At 72.9% G+C, this 16776-nt stretch carries 15 protein-coding genes; 9 read left to right on the top strand and 6 right to left on the bottom strand.

The features are described from left to right. The first annotated feature begins 28 nt into the window (after positions 1 to 28). The 6 genes from ACFYQA_RS15715 to ACFYQA_RS15690 all read left to right on the top strand — a co-directional run bounded on the left by ACFYQA_RS15715 (position 29) and on the right by ACFYQA_RS15690 (position 5268). Entirely contained in the window at positions 29 to 373 is a 345-nt protein-coding gene (locus ACFYQA_RS15715) for a hypothetical protein (protein ID WP_388917094.1), read from the top strand. 39 nt (positions 374 to 412) lie between these two features. Further along, entirely contained in the window at positions 413 to 1654 is a 1242-nt protein-coding gene (locus ACFYQA_RS15710; protein ID WP_388917091.1) for an NAD(P)/FAD-dependent oxidoreductase, read from the top strand. Between the two features lie 83 nt (positions 1655 to 1737). Then, on the top strand, positions 1738 to 2103 hold the full coding sequence (locus ACFYQA_RS15705; RefSeq protein WP_388917088.1) for an Rv2175c family DNA-binding protein: 366 nt from the start codon (positions 1738 to 1740) through the stop codon (positions 2101 to 2103). Between the two features lie 358 nt (positions 2104 to 2461). Then, a complete protein-coding gene (thiE, locus tag ACFYQA_RS15700) occupies positions 2462 to 3142 on the top strand; it encodes a thiamine phosphate synthase (RefSeq protein ID WP_388917085.1) in 681 nt (226 codons plus the stop codon). 171 nt (positions 3143 to 3313) lie between these two features. Then, on the top strand, positions 3314 to 4237 hold the full coding sequence (metF, locus tag ACFYQA_RS15695) for a methylenetetrahydrofolate reductase [NAD(P)H] (RefSeq protein ID WP_388917082.1): 924 nt from the start codon (positions 3314 to 3316) through the stop codon (positions 4235 to 4237). Between the two features lie 56 nt (positions 4238 to 4293). After that, positions 4294 to 5268, top strand: coding sequence for a hypothetical protein (locus ACFYQA_RS15690; RefSeq protein ID WP_388917079.1), 975 nt, complete (start codon positions 4294 to 4296; stop codon positions 5266 to 5268). Between the two features lie 82 nt (positions 5269 to 5350). Here ACFYQA_RS15690 and ACFYQA_RS15685 read toward each other — a convergent pair whose 3' ends face one another. Both ACFYQA_RS15685 and ACFYQA_RS15680 read right to left on the bottom strand, forming a co-directional pair. After that, on the bottom strand, positions 5351 to 6880 hold the full coding sequence (locus ACFYQA_RS15685; protein WP_388917077.1) for a phytoene desaturase family protein: 1530 nt from the start codon (positions 6878 to 6880) through the stop codon (positions 5351 to 5353). Between the two features lie 465 nt (positions 6881 to 7345). Beyond that, a complete protein-coding gene (locus ACFYQA_RS15680; RefSeq protein ID WP_388917074.1) occupies positions 7346 to 7975 on the bottom strand; it encodes a TetR/AcrR family transcriptional regulator in 630 nt (209 codons plus the stop codon). Between the two features lie 182 nt (positions 7976 to 8157). On the opposite strand from ACFYQA_RS15680, the gene ACFYQA_RS15675 reads away from it, so the two are divergent. The 3 genes from ACFYQA_RS15675 to ACFYQA_RS15665 all read left to right on the top strand — a co-directional run bounded on the left by ACFYQA_RS15675 (position 8158) and on the right by ACFYQA_RS15665 (position 10451). Continuing rightward, positions 8158 to 8796, top strand: a complete 639-nt coding sequence (locus ACFYQA_RS15675) for an SAV_6107 family HEPN domain-containing protein (RefSeq protein ID WP_388917071.1) — start codon at positions 8158 to 8160, stop codon at positions 8794 to 8796. A 182-nt stretch (positions 8797 to 8978) separates the two neighbouring features. Further along, positions 8979 to 9749, top strand: a complete 771-nt coding sequence (locus ACFYQA_RS15670; RefSeq protein ID WP_388917068.1) for a methyltransferase — start codon at positions 8979 to 8981, stop codon at positions 9747 to 9749. Between the two features lie 291 nt (positions 9750 to 10040). Then, entirely contained in the window at positions 10041 to 10451 is a 411-nt protein-coding gene (locus ACFYQA_RS15665; protein WP_386400764.1) for a DUF3040 domain-containing protein, read from the top strand. 241 nt (positions 10452 to 10692) lie between these two features. Here the strand turns inward: ACFYQA_RS15665 and ACFYQA_RS15660 are convergent, their stop codons facing one another. From ACFYQA_RS15660 to ACFYQA_RS15645, 4 genes are all read right to left on the bottom strand, one after another. Continuing rightward, on the bottom strand, positions 10693 to 13095 hold the full coding sequence (locus ACFYQA_RS15660; RefSeq protein WP_388917065.1) for a DUF3488 and DUF4129 domain-containing transglutaminase family protein: 2403 nt from the start codon (positions 13093 to 13095) through the stop codon (positions 10693 to 10695). Then, positions 13092 to 14456 carry a DUF58 domain-containing protein gene (locus ACFYQA_RS15655; RefSeq protein WP_388917062.1) on the bottom strand — a complete coding sequence of 455 codons (1365 nt, stop codon included), beginning with the start codon at positions 14454 to 14456 and terminating at the stop codon, positions 13092 to 13094. Before ACFYQA_RS15655 ends, ACFYQA_RS15660 begins: the two co-directional genes overlap by 4 nt. After that, positions 14456 to 15529, bottom strand: coding sequence for an AAA family ATPase (locus ACFYQA_RS15650; protein ID WP_388917059.1), 1074 nt, complete (start codon positions 15527 to 15529; stop codon positions 14456 to 14458). Before ACFYQA_RS15650 ends, ACFYQA_RS15655 begins: the two co-directional genes overlap by 1 nt. A 297-nt stretch (positions 15530 to 15826) precedes the next feature. Beyond that, on the bottom strand, positions 15827 to 16375 hold the full coding sequence (locus ACFYQA_RS15645; RefSeq protein WP_388917056.1) for a beta-class carbonic anhydrase: 549 nt from the start codon (positions 16373 to 16375) through the stop codon (positions 15827 to 15829). Positions 16376 to 16776: the final 401 nt, after the last annotated feature.

The raw sequence follows: 16776 nt of genomic DNA, 5'->3' as shown, positions 1-16776 counted from the left end.
GAACAACGAACGTACAGGGAGCCCTCAGATGGCTGGTTCGCTCGACGGCCTGGTTCTCTCCCCGGTCGCCGACCAGGCACCGGGGCAGGTCGGCACCCGCACCCGGTTCGTCTACCACGAGCGGAACGGCCGGATCTGGGCCGAGTACGCGGGCGGTGACGTCGTGCGCGGACACCTGGTGGGAACCCGGGAGGGGGACCGGCTGGACTTCCGGTACGTGCAGCTCAAGCACGACGGCACCACCGCCTCGGGCCACTGCGAGTCGACGGTCGTGGAACTGCCCGACGGGCGGGTGCGGCTGGAGGAGACCTGGAAGTGGGAGTCGCAGCCGGGCAGCGGCACCAGCGTGGTGGAGCAGCTCACGGCCCCCTAACACCTGTCCGGCCATGGGACAGGTGTCTATGGTGATCAGGTGAGCGAGCAGACGCAGGAACGGGGACCGTCCGGGCCGCGGCGCGTGGTGGTGACGGGGGCCGGAATGGCCGGCGTACAGACCGCCGTCGCCCTCCGGGAGCAGGGTTTCACCGGCACCGTGACACTGATCGGCGCCGAACCCCACCAGCCGTACGACCGGCCACCCCTGTCCAAGGCGGTGCTGCTGGGCACGGCGGAGAACTCCGCCTTCGACGTCGACTTCGAGACGCTCGGCATCGAACTGCGGCTCGGCTGCGAGGTGTTCGGGCTGCGCCCCGCCGACCACGAGCTGGACACGGAGGCCGGGCCGGTCCCCTACGACGTCCTGGTCGTCGCGACCGGCGCCGAGCCGGTCCGGCTGCCGGGCGCGGAAGGGGTTCCGGGCGTCCATCTGCTGCGCACCCTGGACGACGTCGAACGGCTGCGACCGGTGCTCGCGCGCCGGCAGGACGTCGTGGTCGTCGGTGCCGGCTGGATCGGCGCGGAGTTCGCCACGGCCGCGCGCGAGGCGGGCTGCACGGTCACCGTCGTGGAGGCCGCCGACCGGCCCCTGGCCGAGGCACTGCCCGCCGAGGCGGCCGCCCCCATGACCGCCTGGTACGACGACGCGGGAGTGGTGCTGCGGACACACGCGCGCGTGGAGCGCGTCGAGCCCGGCGCGGTGGTGCTCGACGACGGCTCGCGACTGCCCGCGGGCGCCGTCGTCGTCGGTATCGGTGCGCGCCCCGCCACCGCCTGGCTGGCCGGCTCGGGGATCGAACTCGGCGAGCACGGCGAGGTGGTCACCGACGCCCGTCTGACGACCTCCGTGCCGGACGTGTACGCGGTGGGCGACTGCGCGTCCTTCCCCTCGAAGCGGTACGGCGAACGCCTGCTGGTGCACCACTGGGACAATGCCCTCCAGGGCCCGCGCACGGTCGCGGCGAACATCATCGGGGCGGCCACCGGTGCATCCCCGGCGGTGTACGACCCGGTGCCGTACTTCTGGTCCGAGCAGTTCGGACGCTTCGTCCAGTACGCCGGGCACCACGCGGACGCCGACCGGACGGTGTGGCGGGGGGAGGCCGACGGCCCGGCGTGGACGGTCTGCTGGCTCCGTGCGTCCCGGCTGGTCGCGCTGCTGGCGGTGGGCCGCCCCCGCGACCTGGCCCAGGGGCGCCGGCTGATCGAGGCGGGCACGGTGATGGACGAGACGCTGCTGGCCGACCCGGCGCGACCCCTGAAGTCGGCAAAGGCGTGAGTATCCGGGCGTCCGGGTTGAACGTCCGCCCGGGTGGAGGGGTCCGGCTTCCGGCTGTCGGTGCCAGATGGCAGGCTTGTCCCGTGACCGAGATTGACGCAAAGATCGATGTTCTCGTCCCCGCCTGGCTCACCCTTCCCGACATCGCCGAGATGTTCGGCGTCGAGGTGACGCGCGTCCGGCAGCTGGTCAAGGACGGCCAGCTCATCGCCGTACGCCGAGGTGAGAACCGCGCACTGCACGTCCCCGCCGCCTTCATCGACGAGGACAAGGTCGTCAAGGGCCTCTCCGGGACCCTGACGCTCCTGCGGGACGACGGATTCACGGACGAAGAGATGCTGGAATGGCTCTTCACCCCCGACGAGAGCCTGCCGGGCACGCCCGCGCAGGCACTGAGCGAGAACCGCGGCACGGAGGTGAAGCGCCGCGCCCAGGCGCTCGCCGTCTGACCCGGGGCGGAACACCGAGTCCGGGACCCGCACCAGCACCGGTACGCACCTCCTCGCGCGCCCGCACCCGGTTACGGGCACGTGCCTGGCCCGCCCTCGCACTCGTGCGCAGGTACCCGGCCGTGAAACCGCCACCCGGCGCCGCTGCCACAGGGTGCCGGGAGGACCCCGCGGGCCGGGCGGCCGCCCGGCCCCGCTCGCGGACGCTCTCCCGGTCGCCGGGGCGGCGGCATAGGGTCCGTTGCGGCGTGCGCTCCGCCGGTCCCGGTGGGTCGTGGGGCATCCGCCGACGACCCACCAGGACCCGGCCCCGCGCCGGCCGGGCCCGGCCGGCACCGACACACAGGGGGATTCCCGCATGCCCGACACCGCCGCAGGCACCGCCCCGCGCGCCCGCCTCGCCGACTCCCTGGTCTACCTGTGCACCGACGCCCGCAAGAGGCAGGGCGACCTCGCGGAGTTCCTGGACGCGGTGCTGGCCGGCGGCGTCGACATCGTCCAGCTCAGGGACAAGGGCATGGAGGCCGCCGAGGAGCTGGAACACCTGGAGGTCCTCGCGGACGCCTGCGCCCGGCACGGCAAGCTGCTCGCGGTGAACGACCGCGCGGACGTCGCCCACGCCGCCGGCGCCGATGTACTGCATCTCGGACAGGGCGACCTCCCCGTCCCCGCGGCCCGGGCCCTCCTCGGCGAGGACACCCTGATCGGCCGCTCCACGCACGCCGAGTCCGAGGCCGCCGCGGCCGCCGTGCAGGACGGCGTGGACTACTTCTGCACCGGCCCCTGCTGGCCCACCCCCACCAAGCCCGGCCGCCACGCCCCCGGCCTCGGCCTGGTCCGGTACGCGGCCGGCCTCGGCACCGACCGCCCCTGGTTCGCCATCGGCGGCATCGACCTCGGCAACCTCGACGAGGTCCTGGAGGCCGGCGCCCGCCGGGTCGTCGTCGTACGGGCCATCACCGAGGCGGGCGACCCGGGCGCGGCGGCGGCCGAGTTCGCGAGGCGGCTGCGGCAGGCGGCGCCGGCCACCCGCCCCTGACGCGCCACCGGCGCCCTTCACCCGCCGCCGGCACCGCTTCCGCCGCCCGCCACTGCGGCCCGCCGCCCCCGCTCGTCACCGCGTGTCCAAAGGGTGGACAACAAGTCGGCAATTCCGGCAAATCCCCCGCATCCGGTTGGGGGACCGGCGCCCCCTGGCTAACCTGCCGGTATGGCCCTCGGAACAGCATCCGTCAGGACTGATCACGCGCGCACTGTGCGTGACATGCTCGCTGCCGGAAAGACGATGTACTCGTTCGAGTTCTCGGCGCCCAAGACGCCCAAGGGGCAGCGGAACCTCTGGAGCGCGCTGCGCAGGGTCGAGGCGGTCGCTCCGGACTTCGTCTCCGTCACCTACGGCGCCGGAGGGTCCACCCGCGCGGGCACGGTCCACGAGACCGAGCAGATCGTCGCCGACACCACCCTCACCCCGGTCGCCCACCTCACCGCGGTCGACCACTCCGTCGCCGAACTGCGCAACATCATCGGCCAGTACGCCGACGCCGGGATCCGCAACATGCTCGCCGTGCGGGGCGACCCGCCCGGCGACCCGACGGCCGACTGGGTCCCGCATCCGCAGGGCCTGACCTACGCCGCCGAACTCGTCCGGCTCATCAAGGAGTCGGGCGACTTCTGTGTGGGTGTCGCCGCCTTTCCGGAGATGCACCCGAGGTCCTCCGACTGGGACACGGACGTCGCACGCTTCGTCGACAAGTGCCGGGCCGGTGCCGACTACGCGATCACTCAGATGTTCTTCCAGCCCGAGTCCTATCTGCGCCTGCGTGATCGGGTCGACGCGGCGGGTTGCGGGACACCGGTGATTCCGGAGGTCATGCCGGTGACCAGTGTGAAGATGTTGGAGAGGTTGCCGCAGCTCAGTAACGCGTCGTTCCCGGATGCCCTGAAAGAGCGGATCCTCACAGCGGCGGACGATCCGGCGGCGGTACGCTCCATCGGTATCGAGTTCGCCACGGAGTTCTGCGCACGGCTGCTGGCCGAGGGAGTGCCCGGACTGCACTTCATCACGCTGAACAACTCCACGGCGACACTGGAAATCTACGAGAACCTGGGCCTGCATCACCCACCGCGGGCCTAGACCGGTCGCACCGGTGTACGACACACTGCGTAGCGGCCACTGGGAGAGGGGCGTACATGGGCTGGACGGTCCTCTACATCGCGTTCGGTGTGGTCGCGTTGTGGCTGCTCGGCGAGGTATTGCTGCAGTACAAGGCACGCCTGCGCTGGCGGCTGCTCGCCTTCGGGGGCTTTCTGGGCGTCGTGCTCGGTGTGCTGATCCCGTCCGTCGTCGTGATCGGCCTGGGCGCCATCGCTTTCGCGATCGGCCAGACCTACGTCACGCTGTCGTTCCGCCGCGGCTTCGCGGCCGGCTGGGCGGTCAACGCCCCGCTGCTGTCCGCCGTCAAGGGCGGCCGTGGTGACCGCGGGCGGGAGGAGCCGACCCTGGAGGTTTCCGACCTGGAGGCCACCGGCGACGGGTACGGCGACGAGGGCGCCGAGCGGCGCCACGACCGGGACTCCTACGGAGCCGACGACTACGACCGCGACGACGTGTTCACGCCCGTGCGCGGCGAGCAGCAGACGGCCGCCGAGACCACCGCCGTCTACGAGCCGCAGCCCATGCCCGACGACACCGGCTCGTACGGCGTCTACGGCGACAACGGGTACGGCATCCCCGCCCAGGACCAGTACGCGGCCACCGCCCAGAGCACCGACCAGGGCTACGACACCGGCCAGAACTACGCCTACGACTACTCCGGTTACGGCCAGCAGCAGTCCTACGACACGGGTCAGCAACAGCAGTACGCGGCCTACTCCGACCCGTACATCGGCAACCCGACCTACGACGGGACCTCGTACGACACCGGATACACCGACCCGCAGCAGCAGTACGGCCAGCAGGGCTACGGCCAGGACCAGTACGGCGGTTACGGCGGCGAGACCCCGGCGGGCGGCCTGTGGGTCCCGCAGCAGCGCAACACCGACGACCTGTACGGCGGCGAACTCCCGCAGGAGCAGCCGTACCCGCACCAGGACAACGGCCAGCAGGGCCAGACCCCGGGCAACGGGAACGGCAACGGGTACGACGAGCAGCAGTACCGTTACTGACCCGGCCGGCCCGGCCCGCCGCGACCGTCGGTCCCGGCCGGTGATCCGTCCCGGCCGGTGAACCGCCTCGGTGCGCCGCCGCTCACTGGGATCCGCGGAACTCCGGTCCTTCCACGATCAGGCCCGCGACCAGCGCGCCCGACATCCCGGCGTGCGGGAGGCCCCCGCCGGGATGCGACCAGCCGCCCACCGTCAACAGCCCCGGTATGCCGGTGCTGTTGGACGGGTGCAGCAGGCGCCCGCCCGCCGCGGCGAGCGCCGGGACGGGCACTGCTCCGCCCTTCGCGCCCGTGGCCTCCGCGATGTCGTCCGGGGTGCGGACCTCACTGTGCAGGAGACGGTCGCGCAGGCCGGGTACGGCCCGCTCGGCGGCGATGATCATGTTCCGCGCGTGCTCGTCCAGGCCCGGCCCCGCGGAGCCCGCGGGCACCGCCGAGGTGAGGGTGACCGCCTCGTGGTCCGTGTCGGGGACCAGGGCCGGGTCGTCGGGGCGCAGGACCGTGACCGTGGGGTGCGCGGGCAGGCCCGCGGGGGAGCCGAACAGGGACTCCAGCTCGGCCTCCCGGTCCCGGGTGTGCACGACCGTCCGGTGCGGTGTCCCCTCGGGACGTCCGCCGCGCAGTGCCAGCAGCACCGTCAGACGGCTCGCTGTGCCGAGGCGGCCGGGAACCTCGCCCTCGCCCCGTACTCGCGCCCCCCGCGTCAGCCGGTCCAGCGCACCGGGCGTCACCCCGGCGATCACATGATCCGCCTCTGCCACCGCCTCGCCACCGCTCCCGGAGCCGGGGGAGGCGCCCTCGGTGAACTCCACGCCCGCCACCCGGCCGTCCTTCTCCAGCACCCCGGTGACTTCGGCGCCGAAACGGAACTCCACCCTGCGGGCCAGGCACCGCTCGTACACCGCGCGGGCCAGCTCCCGCATGCCGCCGCGGACGTACCAGGTGCCGAAGGCGTGCTCCATGTACGGCAGCACCGCCGCGCTCGCCGGGGTGGACCGGGGGTCCAGGCCGTGCTCGAGCGCGTAACCCTCCAGCAGGGAGACCAGCCGGGGATCGCGCAGCTCCCAGGCGCCGACCTCGGCGAGCGTGCCCGCCGTGCGCGTGCGCAGCAGTTTCCTGTGAGGGACGGCCGGGTAGGGCTCGCGCCCGGCCAGCACCTGCCAGTCGGGCCACAGCGGCTCCTCCAGGAGCGGCCTGCGGGTCCTGTCCCAGGCCTCGCGGGCCCGCACCAGGAAGTCGCCCCAGCGCTTGGCGGCGGCAGGTCCGAGGGCTGCGTCCAGGGCGGAGACGACCCCCGCGCGGGACGCGTTCGGCAACGGGACGCGCGTACCGTCCGCGAACACGTGGTGCGACGACGGGTCGACCTGGACCAGCTCGACGCGGGCCTCCAGCGGCTCCCTGCCCGTCTTCAGGAACAGATCGCGGTAGACCGCCGGCAGCGGGAGCAGCCCGGGGCCGGTGTCGAACGAGAAACCCTCCCGCTCCAGCCGGCGCAGCGCGCCGCCGTACGTGTCCGTCCGCTCGTACACCGTCACCCGGTGGCCCGCGACGGCCAGCCTGGCGGCGGCCGTCATCGCGCCCAGCCCGGCGCCGATCACCGCAATCCGTGCCATGTCAGGGACTTTATCCGCCCCCACGGACACCCCCGGACCCGAGTACCGTCACCCACGTCCCGGTGGCCGGCCGGCGGCCGTGCCGTGTGGGGCCGGGTGCGCAGGAGTGAGTATCCGTACCTGGTCCCCGAGATGAGTACGCGCACGGATGGGCCACGGCCTGCGAAAACGAGAGAGTGGAGACCACGGAGAGGGACACGACTCCGGAACCGGCGACACGGGGCGCCGGAACGGACCGTGCCCGCGATCCGCTCCTTCCGCCGACGGTGTCGGTGGAAGCGAGGCACGGGGGAACCCGGGGGACGACCGAGAGGGGAGTCCCACAGGGGGACGTACGGAGAAGCAAGGAAGGCACCGGTCCGGCAGTGGCTCGCGGGGGACGCAGCCACCGTCGGACCGGCACTTTTCGTCTCCCCGGTCCGGTCGACGACCGCCGCCGGTCGCCGGATGCGGCCGCCCGCCGCCTCAGCGGTGGCCGCTCACGCGTCCCTGCAGCAGCCGGGACAGAGCCGAATGCACGTCGTCCAGGGAGCGCTCCGGCTGGAAGGCCTGCCAGTCCAGCGCGGCCACCAGCACCATGCCGACCAGCGCCGCCGCCGTCAGCGGAATGTCGATCTCCGCACTGAACTCCTCGTTGTCCACGCCCTCGCGCAGCACATCCTCGAGCACCGCCACCGCCTGCTGCCGGACCACCAGCAGCGTGGACTGCCAGGCCCGGTTGGTGCGCCACAGCTCGGCCACGTACAGCTGGGTGAAGGCCGGGTAGCGGTCGATGAAGACCAGCCCCGCGCGGACCATCGCGTCCAGGGCGTCGACCTTGCTGCCGCCCGCCCAGGCCGTCCGCTCGGCCGCCTCCCGCAGAGAGGCGGTGAGGAGCCCGACCCCGTGCCGCAGCAGTTCCTCGAAGAGGACCGACTTGCTCGCGAAGTTGTAGTAGACCGTGCCCTTCGCGACCCCCGCCCGCTCGGCGATCTCGTCCACGGTGGTGGCGGAGAAGCCCTGCTCGGCGATGAGCGTGACGGCCGCCTCGTAGAGCTTCTGCCGGGTGGCCTCGCGGCGGGTGCTGCCGACCGACGTGGTGCTGCTGCGTTCCATGCCCCTGATTCTCACAGCACCGCCGGCCCGCCCCGCCACAGGCTCGACCCCCTGGCCGGCCCACCCGGCACCGAACAGCCGATCGAAGCAAAAGTCCAGGTCGGAACGGTTTGTCAGTGGCATACCTCACGATGAACCGATACGGCCACAGAAGCCGTCACGAAGACGACAGGAGGTTCGTCATGGCCCACTCGTCCGCAGCCGCCGCCCGCCGGCGCCGCGCCACCGGCCCTGCCCCCTCACTGACCGGCCCCACAAGCGATGTCCACCCCGTGCTGCGCCGCGCCACCGCCCCGCCCGCCGCCCTCGACCTGCTCGCCCAGGCCCGTGCCGGACTCGACGAGGCCACCGTCCTCGAGACCCCCAACGAGCGTTACGCGACGGCCCACCTCGCCGCCTTGCGCACCGCCGCCGCCGTGCTCGCCGCACGGGGGCGGCCCGAGACCTCGCCCAGGGCCCGGAGCAGAATCCGGAGCGCCTGGGAAGTGCTCCCCGAGATCGCTCCCGAACTCACCGAATGGAGCGTCCTGTTCGCCTCGGGGGCCCAGCGCCGCGCCCGCGCAGAGGCGGGCATCCGGGGCGCGGCCGGCGGCCGGGACGCCGACGACCTGATACGGGACGTGGCGATGTTCCTGCGACTGGTAGAGCGGATGCTCGTGCTCCAGCCCGTCCTCCCACAGCCCCGCACGGACGCGGATCATCCCGGTCACCCCGGCCACCCGGACGGCCATCACCCGGGCGGCCGGGACCCCGGCGGCCGCAGCCCGGACGGCCATCACCCGGGCGGCGGCCCGAGCCGCGAGATGCCCGACGCGGGCTGAGCGCTCCTCCCGGTCCCCGCGCTGCCCCGCCCGGCGGTGGCGGGGCAGCGCGGCGCGGGCAATGCGGCGCAGGCAATAGGGTGGAAGACGCCTGAAGCCTCCGCGTTCCCTGTCCGGACCGGGGAGGCCGCCCGATCGCTCCGCCGTGAACGAGGCGGTGCCGCGCCGAGGAGTCAACTGCCGTGTCGGACACCCTGCGCCCCCGCGCCGCTCTCCGTACCGCCGTGGTCTGGGAGGTCCTCCAGGACGCCCTGGAGCGCCGGGTCAAGGCCACGGGACGGCCGGCTCTGGACGTCCTCGACACCGGTGGCGGAAGCGGCAACTTCGCCGTGCCCGTGGCCCGCCTCGGCCACCGGGTCACCGTCGTCGACCCCAGCCCCGACGCGCTGTTCGCACTGGAACGCCGCGCCGCCGAGGCCGACGTCGCCGACCGGGTCCGCGGCATCCAGGGCGACGCCCACGGCCTCTTCGACGTCGCCGAGCGCGGCGGCTACGACGTGGTGCTGTGCCACGGAGTCCTGGAGTACGTCGACGACCCGGCCGAGGGCGTGCGCAACACCGTGGCCGCCCTGCGCCCCGAAGGCGTCCTCAGTCTGCTCGCCGCCGGCCTCGGTGGCGCCGTGCTCTCCCGCGCCCTCGCCGGTCACTTCAAGGAGGCCCGGCAGGCGCTCGACGACCCGAACGGCCGATGGGGCACCGGCGATCCCGTGCCGCACCGCTTCACCGCCGATCAGCTCAGCGGTCTGGTCGAGGGAGCGGGACTGCGGGTCGGCGCCGTGCACGGGGTGCGGGTCTTCGCCGACCTCGTCCCCGGCGGGCTGGTGGACACCGAACCCGGAGCCCTCGACGCGCTGCTGAAGCTGGAGGCCGCGGCGGCCGAAATCGCCGCCTTCCACTCGGTGGCCACCCAGCTCCATGTGCTCGGTGAGGCACCGGGGGCCGAAGGGGCCTGAGCAGCCGCCTGTGACGCGTCGCTGATCAGCGACGCGTCCGTCGGCCGCACCATGCATGGAGTCCGCCCCGGGCCCCCCGAATGGCGGCTGGGCACCGTATGATCGAGGGAGACCGTTCGGCATGACGGCCTGGCCGTCGGGGAATGAGAAGCCCCGAGAGGGCCAGGACGCCCATGGCGGGTGCCGGTCGGCCAATTGGCGCAGAGGGGCGGGTTTCATGGGGGCGAATCCCTGCCTATCCTGAAGGGACCCCCCGGGTCGCCCCGGCGACTGCACGATGAGGAGGACGCCGTGCCGCTCTCGGAGCACGAGCAGCGCATGCTCGAGCAAATGGAGCGAGCGCTGTACGCCGAAGATCCCAAGTTCGCGTCGGCGCTCGAGGGAAGTGGCCTGCGTACGTACACCCGTCGGCGGGTCTACCAGGCGATCGTGGGCTTCCTCGTAGGTATTGCGCTCCTCATGGCCGGAATGGTCGCCCAGCAGGTCTGGCTCAGTGTGGTGGGCTTCCTCGTCATGCTGGGCTGCGCGGTGCTCGGGGTGACCGGCTGGCGCAAGGCGCCCAAGCCCGGTGAGCAGGCGGCCGACGCCGGTTCCACCGGCGTGCCGCAGTCCGGCCGGCAGGGCAGGCAGCGGCGCTCCGTGATGAACCGCATAGAGGAGCGCTGGCAGCGCCGCCGCGACGAACAGGGCGGCGGGCAGTAGCTCCCCCACACCACTTCAGGACCTGCGCACGGACCTGCATCAGGGGGTGACCACCGGCTCGGTGATCACCCCCTGACGCATATCCGTACTCGGGCCGACGCCGGGCGCCGGTCATGGCAAGGAGCGGTACGAAGGGGTGAAGGGGCAGGACGGCTTCCGGCCGTCCTGCCCCTTCACCGTGCGCCCGCCCGCCCGCCCGCCCGGGTCCGGGCCCGGCGCCGACCGGCTCGGACCCGCCCCGTCACCCCTGCTGTCGCGAGGGCCTGCGCCACGTGGTCCTGCGCCATGCCGGCCGCAGGGCGAGGACGCGGTTGCGGACTGCGGCCCACCGGGCCGACAGCGCCCACACCACCCGCACCGTGGAACGCGGCAGGAACAGCGCGCGCAGCCGCATGCCCCGGCCGACCCCGGACCTCAGTCCGGCCGCCGCCCGGCGCACATCGTCCGTGAGGCCCGGCGTCGGGCGCGGCCGCGGTGCGTAGAGGACCTGCTCCACGGCATCCGCCACCCGGTGCACCGAGGCCACGGCGTCCGGGCCGAGCCGGCCGAGCAGGCCGATCCGGGCCGCCGCCTTGCGTGGGGTCAGCGACTCGTCCGGGGAGATGCCGACGTCCCACGCCGTGTCCGTCAGCTCGTCCCAGACGGCCAGGGTGTGCGCCGCTGTGCCCGCCTCGGACCGGCCGTGCGCGCCCAGGCGCACCGAACGGGCCCGCAGCCGCCACAGCATCGGTGCCAGCGGCAGCACCAGGACGGCGAGGCCGCCCAGCGCCCACGCCAGGACCATGTACCACTTCGGCCCGTCGCCGCCCGTGGGCAGCGTCGCCAGGGGTGCCTCGCTCGCGCAGCCGTCCAGCTGCTGCTGCCGCACCGAGCAGCTCTCGCTCTGCGACGGGGCGGCCGAGGGCTCCGAGGGCTCCGCCGCGGACGGCCGTGCCGGGTCGGGCAGCGTGCTGTCCGGGGTGTCCGGCACGGTGTAGGCCGGCACCGAACCGCGTGTGGGTGTCGGCTCGAAACGGGTCCAGCCCACGCCCTCGAAGTACAGCTCGGGCCAGGCGTGCGCGTCCCGCAGCCCCACCGCCACCGTGCCGTTCGCCTGCGGGGTGCCGGGCGCGAAGCCCACCGCGACCCGGGCGGGTATGTCCAGGGAGCGGGCCATCGACGCCATGGCGAAGGAGAAGTGGACGCAGAAGCCCTCCTTGTCCCTCAGGAAGCGGGCGATAGCCTCCGAGCCGCTGCCGACGTCGACCTCGGTGTCGTACTCGAAGCCGCCCCTCAAGGTGAAGTACTCCTGGAGCATGACCGCTCGGTCGTACGCGTTCGTCGCCCCCTCGGTGACCTCGCGGGCGGTCCGGGACACCACCGCGGGCAGCGAGTCGGGCAGCTCGGTGTAGTCCCGCCGCAGGGCGGCCGGCGGCGCCGACGCGTCGGCCAGCTGCTCCGCCGTGGGCCGCACGTTCAGACTGCGGACCTGATAGGTCAGCCCCCGGGTGTTCTGGCCGTGGTCGCCGACCAGCGTCATCCCGACCGGTTCGTAGCGCCAGTTGCCCCTGATGTCCACGCCGCTCGGCGGATACGGCATCGGCAGCCAGTCCTGCCCGTACCGGTCGGCGGTCGAGATCGTCGTGCCGATCTCCTCGCGCTCGATGTCCGGGCCGAGGCCGGGCGGGGTGGGGAAGGCGCCGTCGGGCACCGTGGTGATGGACCGCTTGGACGGCTTCCAGGTGGTGCCGTCGAAGTCGTCCAGGGACACGATGCGCAGATACAGGTCCGAGACGTTCTCCGCCTCGGAGCGCACCGACAGGACCTGGCGGTCCTCGTTCACGTTCAACGAGTCGCGCAGTGACACCAGAGGGTTCACCGCGGAGATCGTGCCACCCCCGCCGGAGCCGGGGCCGACCCCCGAACCCGCCGGGTCCAGCAGGCCGCCGTTCATGGTGGGCAGAGCGAGCGGCGCCACCAGGGCAACGCCCACCGCGAGCACCCCGATCCGCCGGCCGGTGCGCACCGGGGCACGGGCCCCGCCCGGCTCGCCGGGCGAGCCCTGCGCCGCCCCGCCGAAGACCCGCCCCCACTGGGAGAGCCGCTCACGCCCCTCCACGAGCAGCAGCATCAGATAACCGGTCGCCGCCAGCAGGAACCACAGCCAGTCGGCCCCGCCCTCGGACAGACCCGCGGCGACGGAGTACAGCGCGAGCAGCGGCAGCCCGGCCGGTGCCGCGCCGCGGAAGGTCACCGCGAGGGCGTCCACCAGCAGCCCGATCACCAGGACGCCGCCGATCAGCATCAGCCGGATGCCCCCGGACAGCGGCGCCGGTATCGCATAACGGCCGACGTCCGTCCCGCCCTGGTCGAGCAGCTCGGCGAAGAAGCGGAACGCGTCCGGTCCCGGCAGCAGGCCGGCGAACGCGTGCTCACGCGCGAAGACCAGCGTCAGCAGCACGAGCGCGACAAGGGCCTGCACCGCCACCGTCAGCGGACGCGCCAGCGGCACCCGCCGGGCCAGCGCGCCCACGCCCGACTGCACCGCCAGCAGAAAAGCCGCCTGCACGATCCAGAAGGGCGGATCGACCAGTGGCAGCAGCGCGCACGCGGCCAGCAGCGTGGCCGCCCACGAGGCAACCGTCAGCCGCAGTCGTCCACTCACCCTGCTCCCTCCCCACCGCTCGCGGCCGCCAGGCCGGAACGCTCCCGGTCCGCCAGCCGCCACTGCTCCTCCAGGGAGGCGCCCCGTGGCACGCCCACCACCGTCCAGCCCGCCTCGCGCAGCATCCGCGACCGCTCCCCGCCACCGTCCGACGGACCGGACCCGTCCGGCGGTTCCCGCAGCCAGGCCCCGCTGTCCAGGAGGAAGGCGACCGCGCCCCGGCTGCGCTGCCGCATCCGGGCGAGCAACGCCGCCTGCTCCTCGTCGAGATCACCGAGGAAGGCCACCAGCAGCCCCTCGCTCCCACCGCGGACCATGTCGTACGCCCGGGACAGACCCTCCCCGTCGGAGTGATCGACCACCGCGAGGGTGTCCAGCATCAGCCCGGCCGCGTCCGCCGACCCCTGGCTCGTGCCCGCGAACCCGTCGGAGCCCTCGCCCGGCACCGACGTGCCGGTGTCGGTCAGCAGCCGCACCGAGAAACCCCGCTCCAGCATGTGCGTCAGCACGGACGCCGCACCCGACACCGCCCACTCGAACGCCGAGTCCGGACCCGCGCCGTCGTAGGCGATGGCGCGGGTGTCCAGCAGTACCGAGCACCGGGCGCGCTGCGGCTGCTCCTCACGGCGCACCATCAGCTCGCCGTAGCGCGCGGTGGAACGCCAGTGCACCCGGCGCAGATCGTCGCCGTAGCGGTAGCCGCGCGGGATCAGATCGTCCTCGCCGGCCAGCGCCAGCGAACGCTGCCGCCCGTCGCCGTGCCCCCTGGCCTCACCGCTCAGCCGCACCGGCGGCAGCGGCTCCACGCGCGGGATCACCGTCAGCGTGTCGTGCGTGGAGAAGGACCGGGTCAGCTCGCACATCCCGAACGGGTCGGACAGGCGCAGCTGCAGCGGGCCCAGCGGATAGCGGCCGCGCAGGTCGGAGCGGACCCGGTAGGACACTTCGCGGCGCCCGCCCGCCTCCACCCGGTCCAGCACGAACCGGGGCCGCGGCCCGAGTACGTAGGGCACCCGGTCCTGGAGCATCAGCAGGCCCGTGGGCATCCGTGACACGTTGTCCATCCGCAGATGCACCCGGGACTCGGAGCCGGCCGGTACCCGCGAGGGGGAGAGCCGGCGGCTGCCGGCGACCCGGTAGCGGGTCCGGTAGAGCACGCCCGCGCACAGCAGTGGCAGCACCGCCAGCAGCAGCCCGACCCGCAGCAGATCGCTCTGCCCGAGCACGTAGGCGCAGGCCGCGGCGGCCGCACCGGCGGCCAGGAAGGAGCGCCCGCGGGTGGTCAGCCCGGCCAGGGCTGTGCGCAGGCCGCCCCGGTCGCTGTGGTCGCCCTCCACGCGGACCGATCCCGCGGTCGTCATCACAGCCTCCGCGGCTGCTGACGGCCGTACCTGAGGCCGCCACGGCCCATGCCGATGCCGGTCTCGTGCGGGGCTGCGGCCGGTACCGGCGTGCGCTGCAGGATCTCCTGCACCACCTGCTCGGCCGTGCGGCGGTTGAGCTGGGCCTGGGCGGTGGGCAGCAGCCGGTGCGCCAGGACGGCCGCGGCGAGCGCCTGCACGTCGTCCGGCAGCGCGTACTCCCTGCCGTTCAGCGCCGCGGCCGCCTTCGCGGCACGCAGCAGGTGCAGCGTCGCGCGCGGGGAGGCGCCGAGTCTGAGGTCGGGGTGCGTGCGGGTGGCGGAGACCAGCTCCACCACGTACCGGCGGACCGGCTCGGCCACATGGACGGCGCGCACCGTCTCGATCAGCTTCAGGATCTCGTGCGCGTGCGCCACCGGCTGGAGGTCCTCCAGCGGGGAGACGCCCCCGTGCACGTCCAGCATTTCCAGCTCGGCCTCGGGGCTCGGGTAGCCGACCGAGACGCGGGCCATGAACCGGTCGCGCTGGGCCTCCGGCAGCGGATAGGTGCCCTCCATCTCGACCGGGTTCTGCGTCGCCACCACCATGAAGGGGCTGGGCAGTTCATAGGTTGTACCGTCGATGGTGACCTGTCGCTCCTCCATCGACTCCAGGAGCGCGGACTGTGTCTTCGGCGACGCGCGGTTGATCTCGTCGCCGATCACCACCTGCGCGAAGATGGCTCCCGGCTTGAACTCGAAGTCGCGGCGCTGCTGGTCCCAGATGGACACACCGGTGATGTCCGACGGCAGCAGATCCGGTGTGAACTGGATGCGTTGCACCGAGCAGTCGATGGACCGCGCCAGCGCCTTGGCCAGCATCGTCTTGCCGACGCCCGGGACATCCTCGATGAGCAGATGCCCCTCTGCGAGCAGCACGGTCAGCGAGAGCCGTACGACCTCGGGCTTGCCCTCGATCACGCTCTCCACCGAATCCCGCACGCGCTCGACCACGGCGGTCAGATCGTCCCCCACCCTCGAATACGCTCGGTCGGGGGCGCCCCCATGGCTCGCACGATCCTCATAGGTCGTCACCCGGCCCTCCTAGGCCTTTGCCCCCGCTCCGAAGGAACGAGGGCCACAAATGTCCGGGCCGACGCCTTGCTGTGTGGACCGGCCCACCCCGAATCACGGACGCCGCGCGGGAAAAGTTCCACACGGCACCACTCCCGCATTCTTGCCGCCGTTACCGATTCGTGTCACTCGCCTGTGGATAACTGGCGGTGGTATGTCAGGTCATACGACTTTTGTGAATGTCGTTCGACCTTCTGAAATCCGGAGAACGGGCGCGCGAACCCTCGACGAAGGAAGGCCTCGGAGCGGGCCGGCGGGTCAGGTGGGGTCGATCTCGCGCAGCAGACCGGTCTTCACGTCGAAGACGAATCCGCGCACGTCGTCGGTGTACAGCAGGAACGGTGAGGTGCGCACCCGCTGCATCGACTGCCGTACGTCCTGGTCCACGTCCCGGAAGGCCTCCACGGCCCAGGCGGGACGCTGGCCGACCTCCATCTCCAGGTCGTGCCGGAACTCCTCGGTGATGGACTCCAGGCCGCAGTTGGTGTGGTGGATGAGCACCACACTGCGGGTGCCGAGTGCCCGCTGGCTGACGGTCAGCGACCGGATCACGTCGTCGGTGACGACGCCTCCGGCGTTGCGGACGGTGTGGCAGTCACCGAGCTCGAGACCGAGCGCGGCGTGCAGGTCGAGCCGGGCGTCCATGCAGGCCACCACGGCGACACGGAGGACGGGGCGGGCGTCCATCCCGGGATCGGCGAAGGCGTTGGCGTACTGCTCGTTCGCGTCCACCAGGCGGTCGGTGACCGTGCCCTGGCCGACTGTCGCGCTTTCAGGGCCCGCGGGAACCGATGCAGAAGTCGTCATAGCAATGACGTTACTGGGCACCCACCGTCCGGGCTCGCTGTGAGACAGGACAAAGAACGTCATCCGTCTTTGGTGTGAGATGACCCACAAGGATGGTGTGAGCCGCCTCGTACGAGTGGCTTCCCTGTGATGCGGTTGTCCTCGTGCCGAGGGCCGCGCCGCGCAGGCCGGTTGATTGACCGGGCGACACCGTGGACTAAAGTGACGCGAAGCGGGAGGCGAGACTCCCCGCTGCACTGATTTCCCCCGGAGAACCGGGCAGCGTCCCGGAGATCCCCCCGCGTGCGCTGCGCGTACGTACGGCTCGGCCTCCTCCCGTTCCCGGCCGGCTGTCGCCTCCGGCGCCGGCCGGCCGCCCCGTCCACACCGGGGGAGGGGCGGGGACCCGGCGGTGCGTCACG

The sequence above is a fragment of the Streptomyces sp. NPDC005774 genome, assembly GCF_042871645.1.
GTDB classification, from domain to species: domain Bacteria; phylum Actinomycetota; class Actinomycetes; order Streptomycetales; family Streptomycetaceae; genus Streptomyces; species Streptomyces pratens.
This window is presented reverse-complemented; position numbering and strand designations above follow the sequence as displayed.